13 protein-coding genes are annotated in these 14,823 nt (G+C 58.2%); 7 read left to right on the top strand and 6 right to left on the bottom strand.

Going from position 1 to position 14,823, the window contains the following annotated elements; all coding sequences use genetic code 11:
* Positions 1–8: 8 nt before the first annotated feature.
* Complete coding sequence (locus tag GC087_RS20840) at positions 9–1,025, top strand: substrate-binding domain-containing protein (protein WP_033739070.1); 1,017 nt, start codon at positions 9–11, stop codon at positions 1,023–1,025.
* Positions 1,026–1,195: 170 nt separating this feature from the next.
* Here GC087_RS20840 and GC087_RS20835 read toward each other — a convergent pair whose 3' ends face one another.
* From GC087_RS20835 to GC087_RS20825, 3 genes are all read right to left on the bottom strand, one after another.
* Positions 1,196–1,624, bottom strand: a complete 429-nt coding sequence (locus GC087_RS20835) for a DUF6691 family protein (protein WP_039339027.1) — start codon at positions 1,622–1,624, stop codon at positions 1,196–1,198.
* 15 nt (positions 1,625–1,639) lie between these two features.
* Positions 1,640–2,065, bottom strand: a complete 426-nt coding sequence (locus tag GC087_RS20830) for a YeeE/YedE family protein (RefSeq protein WP_033739072.1) — start codon at positions 2,063–2,065, stop codon at positions 1,640–1,642.
* Positions 2,066–2,567: 502 nt separating this feature from the next.
* A complete protein-coding gene (locus GC087_RS20825) occupies positions 2,568–3,074 on the bottom strand; it encodes a phenolic acid decarboxylase (RefSeq protein ID WP_033739073.1) in 507 nt (168 codons plus the stop codon).
* Positions 3,075–3,172: 98 nt separating this feature from the next.
* Here GC087_RS20825 and GC087_RS20820 point away from each other — a divergent pair, with 98 nt between their 5' ends.
* Positions 3,173–4,051 (top strand): LysR family transcriptional regulator, encoded by an 879-nt coding sequence (locus GC087_RS20820; protein ID WP_058707842.1) that lies wholly within the window; start codon positions 3,173–3,175, stop codon positions 4,049–4,051.
* A gap of 72 nt (positions 4,052–4,123) precedes the next feature.
* On the opposite strand, the gene GC087_RS20815 is transcribed toward GC087_RS20820, so the two are convergent.
* The 3 genes from GC087_RS20815 to GC087_RS20805 are packed head-to-tail and all read right to left on the bottom strand — an operon-like array spanning position 4,124 to position 6,704.
* A complete protein-coding gene (locus tag GC087_RS20815) occupies positions 4,124–4,555 on the bottom strand; it encodes a GFA family protein (RefSeq protein WP_039339024.1) in 432 nt (143 codons plus the stop codon).
* Positions 4,556–4,592: 37 nt separating this feature from the next.
* The gene (locus tag GC087_RS20810) at positions 4,593–5,483 is read right to left on the bottom strand and encodes a siderophore-interacting protein (protein ID WP_058702353.1); all 891 of its coding nucleotides are present in this window, start codon (positions 5,481–5,483) and stop codon (positions 4,593–4,595) included.
* Positions 5,484–5,498: 15 nt separating this feature from the next.
* Complete coding sequence (locus tag GC087_RS20805; protein WP_058707843.1) at positions 5,499–6,704, bottom strand: MFS transporter; 1,206 nt, start codon at positions 6,702–6,704, stop codon at positions 5,499–5,501.
* A gap of 132 nt (positions 6,705–6,836) precedes the next feature.
* Between GC087_RS20805 and iucA the strand changes: the two genes are divergently transcribed.
* From iucA to iutA, 5 genes are read left to right on the top strand one after another with little or no spacing between them, the layout of a single operon-like run.
* Entirely contained in the window at positions 6,837–8,561 is a 1,725-nt protein-coding gene (iucA, locus tag GC087_RS20800; RefSeq protein ID WP_058702355.1) for an aerobactin synthase IucA, read from the top strand.
* Positions 8,562–9,509, top strand: a complete 948-nt coding sequence (iucB, locus tag GC087_RS20795) for a N(6)-hydroxylysine O-acetyltransferase (protein WP_324029223.1) — start codon at positions 8,562–8,564, stop codon at positions 9,507–9,509.
* Positions 9,509–11,242 carry an aerobactin synthase IucC gene (gene iucC / locus GC087_RS20790; protein ID WP_324029222.1) on the top strand — a complete coding sequence of 578 codons (1,734 nt, stop codon included), beginning with the start codon at positions 9,509–9,511 and terminating at the stop codon, positions 11,240–11,242. The genes iucB and iucC overlap by 1 nt, the downstream gene beginning before the upstream one ends.
* Positions 11,243–11,245: 3 nt before the next feature.
* A complete protein-coding gene (gene iucD, locus GC087_RS20785) occupies positions 11,246–12,580 on the top strand; it encodes an NADPH-dependent L-lysine N(6)-monooxygenase (protein WP_058707846.1) in 1,335 nt (444 codons plus the stop codon).
* 27 nt (positions 12,581–12,607) lie between these two features.
* Positions 12,608–14,803, top strand: coding sequence for a ferric aerobactin receptor IutA (gene iutA / locus GC087_RS20780; protein ID WP_039339017.1), 2,196 nt, complete (start codon positions 12,608–12,610; stop codon positions 14,801–14,803).
* Positions 14,804–14,823: the final 20 nt, after the last annotated feature.

Raw genomic sequence — 14,823 nt, 5'->3', positions numbered from 1 at the left:
GCACCGTCGTGAAAAAAACAAAGCGCGTTACCATCAGTGATATCGCTGCGCTGGCCGGGGTGTCAAAAGCCACGGCCAGCCTGGTGCTTAACGGACGCGGTAAAGAACTGCGCGTGGCGCAGGAAACGCGTGAACGCGTCATGGCCCTTGCTCAGCAACATCACTATCAGCCCAGCATCCACGCGCGTCTGCTGCGTGAAAATCGCAGCCATACGTTGGGGCTGGTGGTGCCTGAAATCACCAACTATGGTTTCGCCGTGTTTTCTCACGCGCTGGAAAACCTGTGCCGTGAAGCGGGTCTGCAACTGCTGATCTCCTGCACCGATGAAAATGCCAGTCAGGAAACCCTGGTGGTCAACAATCTGGTCTCGCGTCAGGTGGATGGTTTGATCGTCGCCTCCAGTCAGCAGAGCGACAGCGACTACCTGAAGCTGAGCGAGCAACTGCCGGTCGTGCTGTTTGACCGCCACGTAAATAACAGCAGTTTGCCGCTGGTGATAACGGATTCACTAACGCCAACTGCCGAGCTGGTAGAACGTCTGGCGCGCGCGCATCCTGATGAGGTTTATTTTCTGGGTGGGCAGCCGCGCCTGTCACCGACGAAAGATCGGCTGGCTGGCTTTATGCAGGGCCTGGCGCGGGCGGGCGTCACGCCGCGACCGGAATGGATTATCCAGGGCAACTACCACCCCAGCAGCGGCTATGAGATGTTTGCCGCTCTCTGTGCGCGGTTAGGCAGGCCGCCGAAAGCCGTGTTTACCGCCGCCTGTGGCTTACTGGAAGGGGTTTTGCGCTACATGAGCCAGCACCATTTGCTGGAGAGTGATATCCATATCGCCAGTTTCGACGATCACTATTTATATGACTCGCTGTCACTGCATATCGATACCGTAGAGCAGGATGTGCCGCGCCTGGCGCAGGAGTGCTTTTCGGTCATCACGCAAATGATTCAGGGGCAGGACCTGGCGGAGCGGCAGATCGTTTTGCCCGCCAGGCTGCGCTACCGCTCCTCGCTGGCGGGGTGATCCGGTTCAGCGGCAGGCCACAAGCGTGGTTCAGGTAACCGATCCCGTGCTGCCGCCACTCCGTTTCTCCATCAGGGCAAGATTACGGACAGGGCTCACGAAACGGGGACGGTATCAGGCCGTGCTTCGCCATGTGGCCATCTGAACGTTTTCATGATGGCCAGTTGGGATTACTGACCACGCGATAACGTGCGGCTGTCGAGCCACTCAAAAAGCAGCATACCTGCCAGCATCGCCAGGACAAAGACAATGCCTTTGAGCACGCCGCCGCCGAGCAGGACCAGCGCCGGGCCGGGGCAGATGCCCGCCAGTCCCCAGCCGATGCCAAACAGGGCCGCGCCGCTGATGAGCCGTTTATCCAGTGTGCGGTTGCCAGGCAGATAAAACGTTTCCTCAAAGACGGGCCGCTTGCGTCGGGAAGCCAGCCAGAACGTTACCAGCCCGGCGATAACCGCGCCGCCCATCACCAGCGCCAGAGAGGGATCCCAGGCGCGGGTAATGTCCAGAAAACCCAAAACCTTCGCCGGATTCGCCATGCCGCTGACGAGCAAACCCGTGCCAAACAACAGTCCACTAAGCAGAGAAAATAAAACGACCATCGTGCCTCCTGATGTTTACCCGTGACCCATCATGCCGACGGTCAGCATGGCGGTTAACATAAAGACCAGTGTCGCCACCAGTGAGCGCGGCGACAGTCGCGATAAACCACAGACGCCGTGACCGCTGGTACAGCCCGAGCCCAGGCGCGCGCCCAGGCCCACCAGTAAGCCGGCCAGCACCAGGCGTCCCCATGAGGCGTCAATGTCGATAGCGGGCAGCGCGCTGAATAACTGAAACACCAGCGGTGACAACACCAGGCCCGCAATGAACGCGAACCGCCACGGCTTGTCAGCCGACTGACGTTTCAGCAGGCCGCCCAGAATGCCGCTGATACCGGCGATGCGGCCACAAAATAGCACTAACAGACCCGCCGCTGCGCCAATCAGCAGGCCACCTGCCAGACTCTGAATCGGCGTAAAATGGTCCAGATCGATATGCATTACCGTTGACTCCTTGTGCTCTGCCAATGCGTGCTTTAAACACGCCCTGTTCCAGCTAGCGTTCACCGTCGCTCTCAGGTGAACGACCGCGATTGCGCTTTACCTGCAACGCCATGCGCCTCAGCGCAAATAACGTGGTCGCGCTGCGGTGGCCGGGCAATATCTTCTGCTGACGACTGTCACAGGCTATTTTCACACAGCTGACGAACTGTGCTTACCGGCTTTTAAAGCAGGATGACGGCATCTGCCGTCTTTATCAATCGGCTTCGTGTGAGGCACATAAAAGTTCTGTGCACAGATCTGTTTTGCGCCAGGTGTACGGGGAGAGGGTACGGACAGAGGTGAATGTCCGGACAGGATAAAAGAGGCCTGATAAGGGAAAGGAACCGGTCAGGGATAACCGCCAGTAAAGATCAACCGGGCCGTTTTGCATTGGCGGAATCGTATTGCTGTGTGCGTCTTGGTGAACAAAAAGGGGCTTAGCCCCTTTCCTGCCTGGTGATTATTTTAAGTTTTCAGGGAAATTCGCCGGCAGCTCGCTTGCCGCGCAGGCAATCACGTCTTCGTTATTTTTTCCGGCATCCCGTACAAAGGTAATCGTGGCAAACTCATCGATCACTTCGATTGGGTAGGTTGGGCCCGCATCGCGGTATTTCGCCATTTCGTCCAGATGGTCGTTCTGGAAACAGACGGTACGTTCAGGATTATTGATGACCCAGCGTGGGAAGAAAATGGTGCCGTGGAACAGCTTGTCGCTCATGTTGGCAATCAGGCTGACGCTGGTGCCGGTAGGTTCGGTCCAGGACACTTTATAGCTATTTTCCGCGACTCTGACGATATAAACGTGTTGGTCTTTGACCCAACGATTGCCCACCATCCCGCTGTGGATACGATAATCAATGGTGTCTTCGTTTTTAATGTACAGCTCATAATTCCAGCCGTTGTCGTAGGTATAAACCAGATGTTTACCTGTGAAACCGTCAAGATTGTGTTTGTCGAAGCTGCTCATCTTTCGTTCTCCTCTGTTGGTGAACCCAGCTTAGTCATTCACTTTATGAATTAAAAACGCTAATTTATGATGAAAACCATTCAAAAAATGGATTAATGATGCATAAAACCACGCTGGAACAATGGAGCCTGCTGGATAAGGTTATGAAAGAAGGCAGCTTTGCAAAAGCCGCCAACCTGACCAACCGCAGCCAGTCCTCCGTCAGTTACAATCTTGCCATGCTGCAACAGCGTATTGGCATCACCTTACTGCACATTGAGGGGCGCAAAGCGGTACTTACGCCCGCCGGTGAATTGCTGCTGGCGCAGGTGCGGCCGCTTCTTAAGGCGTTTCATTCGCTGGAGGCGTATGCGGGCGCCATACGCAGCGGCGTCAGAACCAAACTGGATCTGGTGGTGGACAGCATCTTTCCGCGCCGCCGCCTGTTCGCTGTCCTGAAAACCTTTCAGCAACGCCACCCACACACGCAAATTAATCTCACCGAAGTGCTCGAAACCGATACCGATTATGCTGAGGCCGATGTGATGGTGGTAACCCAGCGTCAGGATATGGCCGGGCGGGGCGAATGGTTGATGAACGTGGATTTTGTCGCGGTGGCGCACCGCGATCACCCCTTGCATCAATGCGGCGTAGACCTGGATGAGGAACAACTGGCGCGGTATCCGCTGATTCGCATTGCGGATCGCGAACATTTTACAGTGCAGAATGAAAGCAGCAGTGGCGATTACTGGTCTTTCTCAACCATTGACGCGGCGGTAGAAGCGGTAATGCATCAGGTGGGCTATGGCTGGATTCCGCAGGCGCGCATCCGTCACGAACTGGCACAGGGCATCCTGAAGATATTGCCGCTTCGGCATGGGGTGCGCCGCGCCACCACGCTGCATCTGCTGATTAAAAAAGACATTATCATGCTGGATCCGCCCATCGCGACCTTACTTGACCTGCTGAAAACGGCACCGCAAACGGACGTACCGTAACGGGCGCCACGGGCCGGGCAGACGATCCGCCACGGCACAGCTTTCGTGAGCCAGTTACGCGGCGGACTGGATTTACGGTGTGACGTGCAGGGCGTGAAGCAGGGCATCCAGCGAGTCAGGAGCCTGCTGATGGCGGTTTTCAACCGGATGACCGCTCCACGACAGGGCATCGTCCAGGCAATAGTCGCCGGCGCAATGCAGATCAAGATCGTCATCCAGCAGGCCAATCGGCAGCCAGATCAGCGGCCGGTCACGTAAGTCGTTCGGCACGGTGGATCCACAGTTCCTGCAGAAGTCATTACGGTATCCCTGCGGGCGACGCCAGCTGGCGATAAAGGTTTCACCGGCCAACCAGCGAAAGTGGTCTGCATTAACGATCGTCGCCAGATTATGGCCCGTGCCGGTCTGGCGACGACACAGCGAACAGTGGCAGCGGTAAAAATGACTGGGCTTTTGTGTCAGCCTGAATACCACCGTTCCGCATAAACAACGTCCTGAAATCATGCTGGCTTCCCTGAATAAAATGCGCTTAAAAAGACGCTTAGTGTGCCCGCTTTTTGGCCCAGTACGCCATAAAGTTAATCGCTTCGCGATCAACGCCGCGCTCGCCAATCAGATGGCGACGCAGCAGTTTCACGACGGTCGATTCGGCGGCCACCCAGCCGTAAAATTCATTGTTGCGCGCCTGCGCACGATCCCACAGTAACTCACCGTCTTCCTCTTCCTGCACGGCCTGCTGCTGGCCGCCATCGGGTACGCTGACCTGGGACTGAATTGCCGCGATCAGGCATTCACCATGTGAAGCAAACGCAGGTTTGCGGGGCAACCACACAATGTCGGCAAACGCGTACGCCTGTAAATCGACGCAATCCTCAGCATCCGGCACCTCAAAAAAAGCCTGAACCCGGGGCGGATGGGGCTGGCGGGCCAGCGATTCCAGAATGCCTTTCGCGGCAGGCAAGGCGGTTTCATCGGCAATCAGCAGCGCATTGCGCAGGCCGTCTGGCGGCGTCCATTCATAGCCACCGCTGTCGGCCTCAAACGCCGCATTCGGCGCAACGATTACCAGGCTGTCGCCCGGTTTCGCGTTGATGGCCCAGGCCGAGGCCGGACCTTCTGTACCGTGGCTGACAAACTCAATGGTGAGCTCCTCACGTTGGGCATCCAGATGGCGCAGCGTATAGGTGCGCAGCAGCGGCCGCTGCGCTTTGGGCAGCGACAGAATCGTCTGGTACCACTCATCGTTATTGGGCAGGTCGGGCAGGCTGCCATCTTCGGCAGGCAGCAAAATCTTAATCCGCTGGTCGGGCGCATCCGATTTCATTTGTGCCACGTCGGGCCCGTTAAACACCAGGCTCAGCATCGAAGGTGAAAGGTGATGTTTGCGGGCCAGTTTGACCTCAAAAAGGCGGTAAGCAGGGACGTCAGCCATCGTCGTTCCTTGTGGTTAATGAGCCGATAAGGCTGATCGTGAACGCCAGATCAGCCCCGACAGGGCAATAAAGAGCATGGCGGCAGTGAGTGCGGCGGCAATCAGCGCGGCTTCGCCGTGCGAGTGCGTGATCACTGGCACCAAAAGGGCACACAAGCCATAGCCCAGCGTATGGCTGGTGGCGATCCAGCCAGCTCCGGCGCCGTCTGCCAGCGTGTCGTTGAGCAGCAACTGATAGGCGGGTGTGCCGAGCGCTGCACCGAACGACATCACGGCACAGCCGACATAAAACAGCCAGAGCGGCGTGGTCAGCATCATGCCCAGGCCCAGCGCCATCAGGATCCCGGCGCTGATTAGCAGTGAAAGCGGCGTCAGTAACTGCGGACGCAACACCAGAAACTGCGCACTCAGCGACGCGATGGCGGCAACGCTCAGCAGCCAGGCAACCTGATGGCTTATCGCCGCCGTCTGCCCGGCAAATTGTCGGGCCAGCGCCGGAGACAGCCCCAGTTGCATCAGGCTGACGGTGGCCGCCAGCAGCAGGGCGCATAACAGGTAGGGCAGGCAATGAGGGCGCAGGCGGGCGTTTTTACGCGTCACCGCTGGCTGCGGGGCCGAACGTTGTAACGGCAGCAACAGCGCCAGCGCCAGCAGCGGCGCCACCACCAACAGCGCCAGCGGGGCCAGCGGATGAATCACCAGCATTCCGGCTGCGCAGAGGGGGCCAAAAAGTCGGCCACAGCTCAGGCCGGAGCTGATGGTCGCCAGCGCCGTCATGCGCTTCTCTTCGCCCGCCCGGTGCAGCGCCCATACCTGACAGGCGGGCACCATGGCCGATACCATCAAACCATAAAAAACCCGGGCAATAATTAATATGCCTAATCCAATCGGTGCGCTGACGGCCTGCACAGACAGCAGCGCACAGCCCAGACCGAGCAGCAAAAAGCTGGTGCCGTAACCGGCCAGCGACCACAGGACCACTGGTTTACTTCCCTGACGGGCAATCTGCTTTCCCCACCACGGCGACGCGGGCAAAAACAACATGGAGCCGAGCGTTAACAGTCCTGCCCACACCGACAGGCTCAGGCTGGTCTGAGCAACCAGCACCGGAATCGCGACCAGCAGGCCATTTTGTCCCACACCCAGCAACCCGGCGCTGATGGCTAAAGGCCAGTTTGCTAACGCTTTTTTTTGCGTCATGGCCAGTTCAGGAGATGTCACGATGTTGCTAACCCGTATCTTTGTTGTATGTATTTGTAAAATTTATTCTGCCAATTCTAACAATTGTCGTTGATAATGAGAACTGTTATCGGCAGAATTCGCATTATCATAACGACTGGAAATTGTTTGATAATGATACAATCAACGCATGACGGGGCCTGGGACGTGGCGGCACAATGCTTCCTGAACGCCCTGATCCGTGAAACCAGGGACTGGCAGTTGAGCCAGGGTGACCCCGCCGAACTGACGATCCCGTTGGATGAACAGCAGACCTTACACTTTAAGGTGGCTTACTTTTCTCCGACGCAGCACCACCGTTTTGTCTTTCCGGCCCGGCTGGTGACGCAGCGTGGCAGCCAACCGGTGGCGTTTGAAACCGTCGCCAGGCTGATTGTCGATAAGTTACAACACCAGCACGCGCTGCCCGTCGCAGGCTGCGAGGCGTTTTACCAGCGCGTAATGCAAAGTCATGCCCACACCCGCGAAGCGGCGGCGTCCCGTCATGACTGGTGCGGCCTGCGCGAAAACGCACTCAATTTTGCCGAGGCCGAACAGGCGCTGCTGGTCGGGCACGCTTTCCATCCTGCCCCCAAATCGCACGAACCTTTCACGCCGCAGCAGGCCAGACGCTACCTGCCCGATTTTGCCCCGCATTTTCCGCTGCGCTGGTTCGCGGTGGATAAAGACTACCTGGCGGGCGACAGCCTGAAACTGAACTTACAGCAGCGCCTGACGCGTTTTGCGGCCGAGAATGCACCGCAGCTGCTGCATGCGCTGACGGACCAGCAGTGGTTATTCCCGCTGCATCCCTGGCAGGCGGACTATTTGCTGCAGCAGAGCTGGTGTCAGCAACTGATGGAGAAAGGATTGCTACAGGATCTGGGTGAGGCGGGAACATCCTGGCTGCCCACCACGTCATCACGCTCGCTCTATTGCGCGACCAGTCGTGACATGATCAAGTTCTCGCTGAGCGTGCGACTCACTAACTCCGTCCGCACTTTATCGGTGAAAGAAGTCAAACGCGGCATGCGGCTGGCGCGGCTGGCGCAGACCGCGCGCTGGCAGGCGATGCAGGCGCGTTTCCCGACGTTTCGTGTGATGCAGGAAGACGGCTGGGCCGGGCTGCGTGATATGCAGGGCACGATCAGGGAAGAGAGCCTGTTCGCACTGCGTGAAAACCTGATGGTCGACCAGCCGCAGAGTCAGACCAACGTGCTGGTCTCCCTGACGCAGTCCGCGCCGGACGGCGGCGACGCACTGCTGACGGCGGCGGTTAAGCGCCTGAGTCAGCGCCTGCGTATCAGCGAACAACAGGCCGCCCATGCCTGGGTGGACGCATACTGCCAGCAGGTGCTGAAACCGCTGTTTACGGCCGAAGCCGATTACGGACTGGTGCTGTTAGCGCATCAGCAAAATATCCTGGTGGAAATGGCACAAGATCTGCCGGTTGGCCTGATCTATCGCGATTGCCAGGGCAGCGCCTTTATGCCGCACGCCGCAGGCTGGCTGGATGAGATTAGCGAAGCGCAGGCAGAAAACGTCTTTAGCCGCGAACAGCTGCTGCGCTATTTCCCCTATTACCTGTTAGTGAATTCCACGTTCGCGGTCACGGCGGCACTGGGCGCGGCGGGCATGGACAGCGAAATGCACCTGATGGCGCGCGTACGTGATGCGCTGTCTGCGCTGCGCTGCGAGGTCACGCACACGGACTGTCTCGATTACGTGCTGGAAAGTCCGCACTGGAATGTGAAAGGCAACTTCTTCTGTTACCTGCACGATCACAACGAAAACACCATCGTCGATCCGTCGGTAATCTACTTCAACTTCACCAATCCCCTTCTGTCCCAGGAGCGCTAAATGTCTCAGGCAACGATTGTTCACAGCGGCCACGGTTTGCGCTGCGAGAAGTCTGGTAAGGCCCTGAATCTGGGCTGGGGACAGGACAACAGTGCGGTCCTGCATTATACCGGCCCGCTTGCCGAAGGCTGGTTGCGTGATGCGCTGGATCAGATGTTTATCGCGGCCCCGTCGCTTTCCGCCATTGTGTTGCCCTATGCCGAATGGCGGGAAGAGCCGCAGGCGCTGGCCCTGTTTGCCGCGCTGAAAAGCGATATCGTGCACCGCGAGGCGTTCTGGCAACTGCCGCTGTGGCTGTCCACGCCGCGTCAGCAGGCGTTCGGCGAGATGGTCTTTGATGCCGAACGTGAGATTTACTTCCCCCAGCGTCCGCCGCGCCCTCAAGGCGAAGTCTATCGCCGTTACGATCCGCGTGTGCGCAGGACGCTGAGTTTCCGCGTGGCCGAGCCTGCGCGGGATGCCGAGATGTTCACCCGCTGGATGAACGATCCGCGCGTGGATTATTTTTGGGAGCAGAGCGGATCGCTGGCGGTGCAGACCGCCTACCTGCAACGCCAGCTCACCAGCAGCTATGCCTTTCCGCTGATTGGCTGCTTTGATGATGCGCCTTTCAGCTACTTTGAAATCTACTGGGCCGCCGAAGATCGTATCGGACGCCACTATAGCTGGCAGCCGTATGACCGCGGCCTGCATCTGCTGGTGGGCGAATCGCAGTGGCGCGGACCGCACTATGTGCAGAGCTGGCTGCGCGGTATCAGCCACTACCTGTTCCTGGATAACCCGCACACCCAGCGCCTGGTGCTGGAGCCACGCGCTGATAATCAGCGCCTGTTCCGTCATCTGGCACCTGCGGGCTATGCCACCGTTAAAGAGTTCGACTTCCCTCACAAGCGCTCTCGCCTGGTGATGACCCGGCGTGCCCGCTTCTTCAGCGAGGTGGGCCTGTGATGAATCCGCACGCATGGGAAATCGTGAACCGTCAGCTGGTGGCGAAAATGCTGGCCGAGCTGGAGTACGAGCAGGTCTTTCAGGCCCAGGCGCAGGGCGATAACCGTTACTGCATCAGCCTGCCGGGCGCTGAGTGGCACTTCACCGCCGAGCGCGGCATCTGGGGCTGGCTATGGATCGATGCGCAAAGCCTGCGTTGTGCGGATACGCCGGTACTGGCCCAGACCCTGCTCTGCCAGTTACAGCCGGTGCTGTCGATGAGCGATGCCACGGTAGCGGAGCATATGCAGGATCTCTACGCCACCTTGCGCGGCGATCTTCAGCTTATGCAGGCGCGTCAGGGAATGAGCGCGGACGCGCTTATCGATCTGGATGCCGACCGCCTGCAGTGCCTGCTCAGCGGCCATCCCAAATTTGTCTTCAACAAAGGCCGACGCGGCTGGGGACTGGCGGCACTGGCGCGCTACGCCCCGGAATACCTGAACACGTTCCGCCTGCACTGGCTGGCGGTTCAGCGTGAGCATCTGGTCTGGCGCTGCGACAGCGCGCTGGACATCCAGCAACTGCTGCATGCCGCGATGGATGACGGCGAATATGCCCGGTTCACCGAGGCCTGGCAGGCACAGGGACTGGACGACAGCTGGCTGCCGTTACCGGTTCATCCCTGGCAATGGCAGCAAAAAATCGCACTCGATTTTGTCGCGGATCTGGCCACTGGCAAAATGGTCTCGCTGGGCGAGTTTGGCGATCGGTGGCTGGCACAGCAGTCACTGCGCACGCTGACCAACGCCAGCCGTCAGGGCGGACTGGATATCAAACTGCCGCTGACTATCTACAACACCTCCTGCTATCGCGGCATTCCTGGCAAATACATCGCGGCGGGCCCGCTGGCCTCGCGCTGGTTACAACATGTCTTTGCCACTGATGCAACGTTGCAGCAAAGCGGGGCGGTGATTTTGGGCGAACCGGCCGCAGGCTATGTCGCTCATCAAGGTTACGCCGCGCTGGCCGAAGCCCCCTATCGCTACCAGGAAATGCTGGGCGTGATCTGGCGCGAAAATCCTGCGCGCTGGCTGCATCAGGACGAAACGCCGATTCTGATGGCGACGTTGATGGAGTGCGATGAGCAGGGACAGCCGCTTATCGGTGCCTACATTGCCCGCTCGGGCCTGAGCGCCGAGGCCTGGCTCAGTCAGATGTTTCGCGTGGTCGTCGTGCCGCTGTATCACCTGCTGTGCCGTTACGGCGTGGCGCTGATCGCGCACGGACAAAATATTACCCTGGCGATGAAAGACAGTATTCCGCAGCGCGTCCTGCTGAAGGATTTTCAGGGCGACATGCGGCTGGTGAAGGACGATTTTCCCGAGATGGCCTCTCTGCCTCAGGCGGTCCGTGATGTCACGGCCCGCCTGAGCGCGGACTATTTGATTCATGACCTGCAAACCGGACATTTTGTCACGGTTCTGCGTTTTATTTCGCCGTTGATGGCGCGCCTTGGCGTACCCGAGCGGCGCTTTTACCAACTGCTTGCCGCAGTGTTGAGCGATTACATGCAGGCGCACCCGCAGCTGTCGGCGCGCTTTGCGCTTTTCTCCCTCTTCAAGCCACAAATCATTCGCGTCGTGCTGAACCCGGTAAAGCTCACCTGGCCCGATCAGGATGGCGGGAGCCGCATGTTGCCCACTTACCTGGAAAATCTGCAAAACCCGCTGTGGCTGGTCACCAAGGACTGAATCATGACAAACACTGTTGATTTTATTGGCATCGGTATTGGCCCGTTCAACCTGAGTATCGCGGCGCTGGCACACGAAGCCGAGGGTTTTACCAGTGCGTTTTTAGACAGTCGGCCGGATTTTGCCTGGCATCCCGGCATGCTGGTGCCGGACTGCCATATGCAGACCTCGTTCTTAAAAGATCTGGTCTCGGCAGTTGCGCCCACCAGCCCGTTCAGCTTTGTGAACTATCTTGTGAAGCGTAAGAAATTCTACCGCTTTATGACGGCAGAGCTGCGAACCGTATCGCGGGATGAGTTTTCTGACTATCTGCGCTGGGCCGCCGAGGGCATGGATAACCTGCACTTTAATCACACGGTGGAGCGCATCGAGTTTGACGACACGAAACAGCGTTTCGTGATTCACAGCCATGACGGTGAGCGCTACGCACGCAATATTTGTCTTGGTATTGGTAAACAGCCCTATCTGCCGCCGTGCGTCAACCGCATCAGTGCGACCTGTTTCCACGCCAGTGAGATGAGCCTGCGCAAGCCGGATCTGCGCGGCAAACGCGTTGCCGTGATTGGCGGAGGGCAGAGCGGTGCCGATCTGTTCCTGAACGCCTTCCGGGGAGAGTGGGGTGAACCGGCGAATGTCAGTTGGGTGTCGCGCCGCAATAACTTTAACGCGCTGGATGAAGCGGCCTTTGCCAATGAATATTTCACCCCTGAGTACGTATCCAGCTTTGTCGGCCTGAGTGAGAAGGCGCGCCAGACCATGCTGGATGAGCAAAAGATGACTTCGGATGGCATTACGGCAGCGTCGCTGCTGACGATTTATCGCGAGCTGTATCATCGCTTTGAGGTGCTGGGGCAGCCGCGCAATGCGCATCTGCTTCCCAGCCGCTCGGTGGTGGAACTGACCCGCCATCAGCAATGCTGGCAGTTGCAGTTACAGCATCAGCTCGATCAGGGTTATGACCTGATTGAGTGCGATGTGGTGATTTTTGCCACCGGTTATCGGCCGGCGTTGCCCGAGCTACTGTCACCGCTGATGAACCGCCTGACCATGAAAGACGAGTGCACGTTCAGCGTGCGCGAAGATTTCACGCTGGAGTGGAACGGACCCAGGGACACTAACATCTTTGCGGTCAACGCCAGTATGCAAACGCACGGCATCGCTGAACCGCAACTCAGCCTGATGGCCTGGCGTTCCGCCCGTATTCTGAATCGCGCGCTGGGGCGTGATTTGTTCGATCTCAGCACGCCGCCTGCCCTGATTCAGTGGCGCAGCGCGAGCCGGGAAAAACCGCAGCAGGGTGCTGCATCCACTCAAAACTATACCGAGTCCTTGGGGTAAACCTTAACCTCGCATGCAGGAACGACGATGAAGACTAAAAACAAAAATATCTGGCTGCTTAATCCGCTGTTATTAGCCATGATGGCACCGGCGGTGGCACAGCAAACCAGTGAGAATGAAATGGTTGTCTCCGCCAGCCGTACGCACCGCACCGTGGCGGAAATGGCACAGACCACCTGGGTGATTGAAGGGGCCGAACTGGAGCAACAGGTCCAGGGCGGAAAAGAGTTTAAAGATGCGCTGGCACAGCTGGTACCGGGCCTGGACGTCAGTAGCCAGGGCCGCACCAACTACGGTATGAACATGCGTGGTCGCGCTATTGTGGTGCTGGTAGATGGCGTACGCCTTAACTCCTCGCGTACCGACAGCCGTCAGCTGGATTCCATCGATCCGTTTAATATCGATCATATTGAAGTGATCTCCGGTTCCACCTCGCTATACGGCGGCGGCAGTACCGGTGGCCTGATCAATATCGTGACCAAAAAAGGCCAGCCAGGGACCCAGTTTGAGTTTGAAACCGGCACCAAAACCGGATTCAACAGTAGCAAAGACCATGATGAACGCGTGGCGGCTGCCCTCTCCGGCGGCACCGATCGTGCCTCCGGACGCCTGTCCGTTGCCTACCAAAAGTTTGGCGGCTGGTATGATGGCAAGGGCGATTCACTGCTGATGGACAATACCCAGACGGGCCTGCAGTATTCCGATCGTCTGGATATTATGGGCACCGGCACGCTGGAGATTGATGACCACCAGCAACTGCAGCTGGTCACGCAGTACTACAAAAGTCAGGGCGATGACGATTATGGCCTCTATCTTGGGCGTAACTTCTCCGCAGTAACGGGCGGAGGCACCGCGTACACCCGCAAAGGGCTGAACTCCGACCGCCTTCCCGGCACCGAACGCCATCTGGTCAGCCTGCAGTACTCCAATACTGATTTTCTTGGTCAGGAGCTGGTGGGGCAGGTTTACTACCGGGACGAGTCACTGGCGTTTTATCCGTTCCCCACGGTGTCCGGCGGACGCGTCACCAGTTTGTCCTCCTCAGAGCAGAACACCGATCAGTACGGCGGTAAGCTGGCGATCACCAGTAAGCCGGTCGATGGGCTGCAGCTGACCTACGGCGTAGACGCCGATCATGAGCGTTTCAGTTCCAACCAGATGTTCTTTGATCTGGGCCAGTCGGCCGCCTCGGGCGGGCTGAACAACCAGAGCATCTACACCACGGGCCGTTATCCGGGTTATGACATTACTAATCTGGCGACCTTCCTGCAGTCCAGCTACGACATCAATGAGACGTTTACGCTGAGTGGCGGTGTGCGCTATCAGTACACCGAAAACAAGGTGGATGATTTCGTCGGTTACGCTCAGCAGCAGGCGATTGCCAACGGTACCGCGCGCTCGGCCGATGCGATTCCAGGCGGGTCTACCGATTACGATAACTTCCTGTATAACGCCGGTATCCTGATGCATATCACGGCGCGGCAGCAGGCCTGGTTTAACTTCTCGCAGGGCGTTGAGCTGCCCGATCCAGGCAAATATTACGGGCGCGGCACCTATGGCCGGGCGGTTAACGGCAATCTCCCGCTGACCAACAGCGTTAATGTGGATGCCAGCAAGTTGCAGGGCATCAAAGTCGATTCATGGGAACTGGGCTGGCGCTATACCGGCGATAATCTGCGTACGCAACTCAGCGCCTATTACTCGCTGTCAGACAAGAATGTGCAGCAGAATCAGGACCTGACGATCAGCGTGGTTGACGATAAGCGCCGCATTTACGGGGTGGAAGGGGCCGTGGATTACTTTATCCCGGACACCGACTGGAGCACCGGAGCGAACTTCAACGTGCTCAAAACCGAGTCCAAAGTGGATGGCAGCTGGCGAAAATATGACGTGAAAGTGGCCAGCCCGTCGAAAGCGACCGCCTATGTTGGCTGGTCGCCGGATCCGTGGAGCCTGAAGGTGCAGAGCACTACCTCGTTTAATCTCAGCGACGACGCGGGCTACAACATCAACGGCTACACCACTGTTGATTTCATTGGCAGCTATGAACTGCCTGTCGGCAAGCTGAGCTTCAGCGTGGAAAACCTGCTGGATCGTGATTACACCACGGTATGGGGCCAGCGCGCGCCGCTGTACTACAGCCCGACCTATGGTTCACCGTCGCTGTATCAGTACAAAGGTCGGGGACGGACGTTTGGTCTGAACTACTCCGTGCTGTTCTGAGTCGGTATTTTTGCCCGGTG

The organism is Pantoea sp. JZ2 (assembly GCF_035191405.1).
Classification (GTDB): Bacteria; Pseudomonadota; Gammaproteobacteria; order Enterobacterales; family Enterobacteriaceae; genus Pantoea; species Pantoea stewartii.
The sequence above is the reverse complement of the archived record's forward strand: the minus strand, read 5'-3'. Positions and strand labels throughout refer to the sequence as shown.

What these genes read in the sequence shown, in the direction of transcription:
- GC087_RS20835 (WP_039339027.1), bottom strand. Translation starts at nt 1,624, where the DNA reads ATGGTCGTTTTATTTTCTCTGCTTAGTGGACTGTTGTTTGGCACGGGT.
- iucD (WP_058707846.1), top strand. Translation starts at nt 11,246, where the DNA reads ATGACAAACACTGTTGATTTTATTGGCATCGGTATTGGCCCGTTCAAC.
- GC087_RS20820 (WP_058707842.1), top strand. Translation starts at nt 3,173, where the DNA reads ATGCATAAAACCACGCTGGAACAATGGAGCCTGCTGGATAAGGTTATG.
- iucB (WP_324029223.1), top strand. Translation starts at nt 8,562, where the DNA reads ATGTCTCAGGCAACGATTGTTCACAGCGGCCACGGTTTGCGCTGCGAG.
- iucC (WP_324029222.1), top strand. Translation starts at nt 9,509, where the DNA reads ATGAATCCGCACGCATGGGAAATCGTGAACCGTCAGCTGGTGGCGAAA.
- GC087_RS20815 (WP_039339024.1), bottom strand. Translation starts at nt 4,555, where the DNA reads ATGATTTCAGGACGTTGTTTATGCGGAACGGTGGTATTCAGGCTGACA.
- iucA (WP_058702355.1), top strand. Translation starts at nt 6,837, where the DNA reads ATGATACAATCAACGCATGACGGGGCCTGGGACGTGGCGGCACAATGC.
- GC087_RS20810 (WP_058702353.1), bottom strand. Translation starts at nt 5,483, where the DNA reads ATGGCTGACGTCCCTGCTTACCGCCTTTTTGAGGTCAAACTGGCCCGC.
- GC087_RS20825 (WP_033739073.1), bottom strand. Translation starts at nt 3,074, where the DNA reads ATGAGCAGCTTCGACAAACACAATCTTGACGGTTTCACAGGTAAACAT.
- iutA (WP_039339017.1), top strand. Translation starts at nt 12,608, where the DNA reads ATGAAGACTAAAAACAAAAATATCTGGCTGCTTAATCCGCTGTTATTA.
- GC087_RS20830 (WP_033739072.1), bottom strand. Translation starts at nt 2,065, where the DNA reads ATGCATATCGATCTGGACCATTTTACGCCGATTCAGAGTCTGGCAGGT.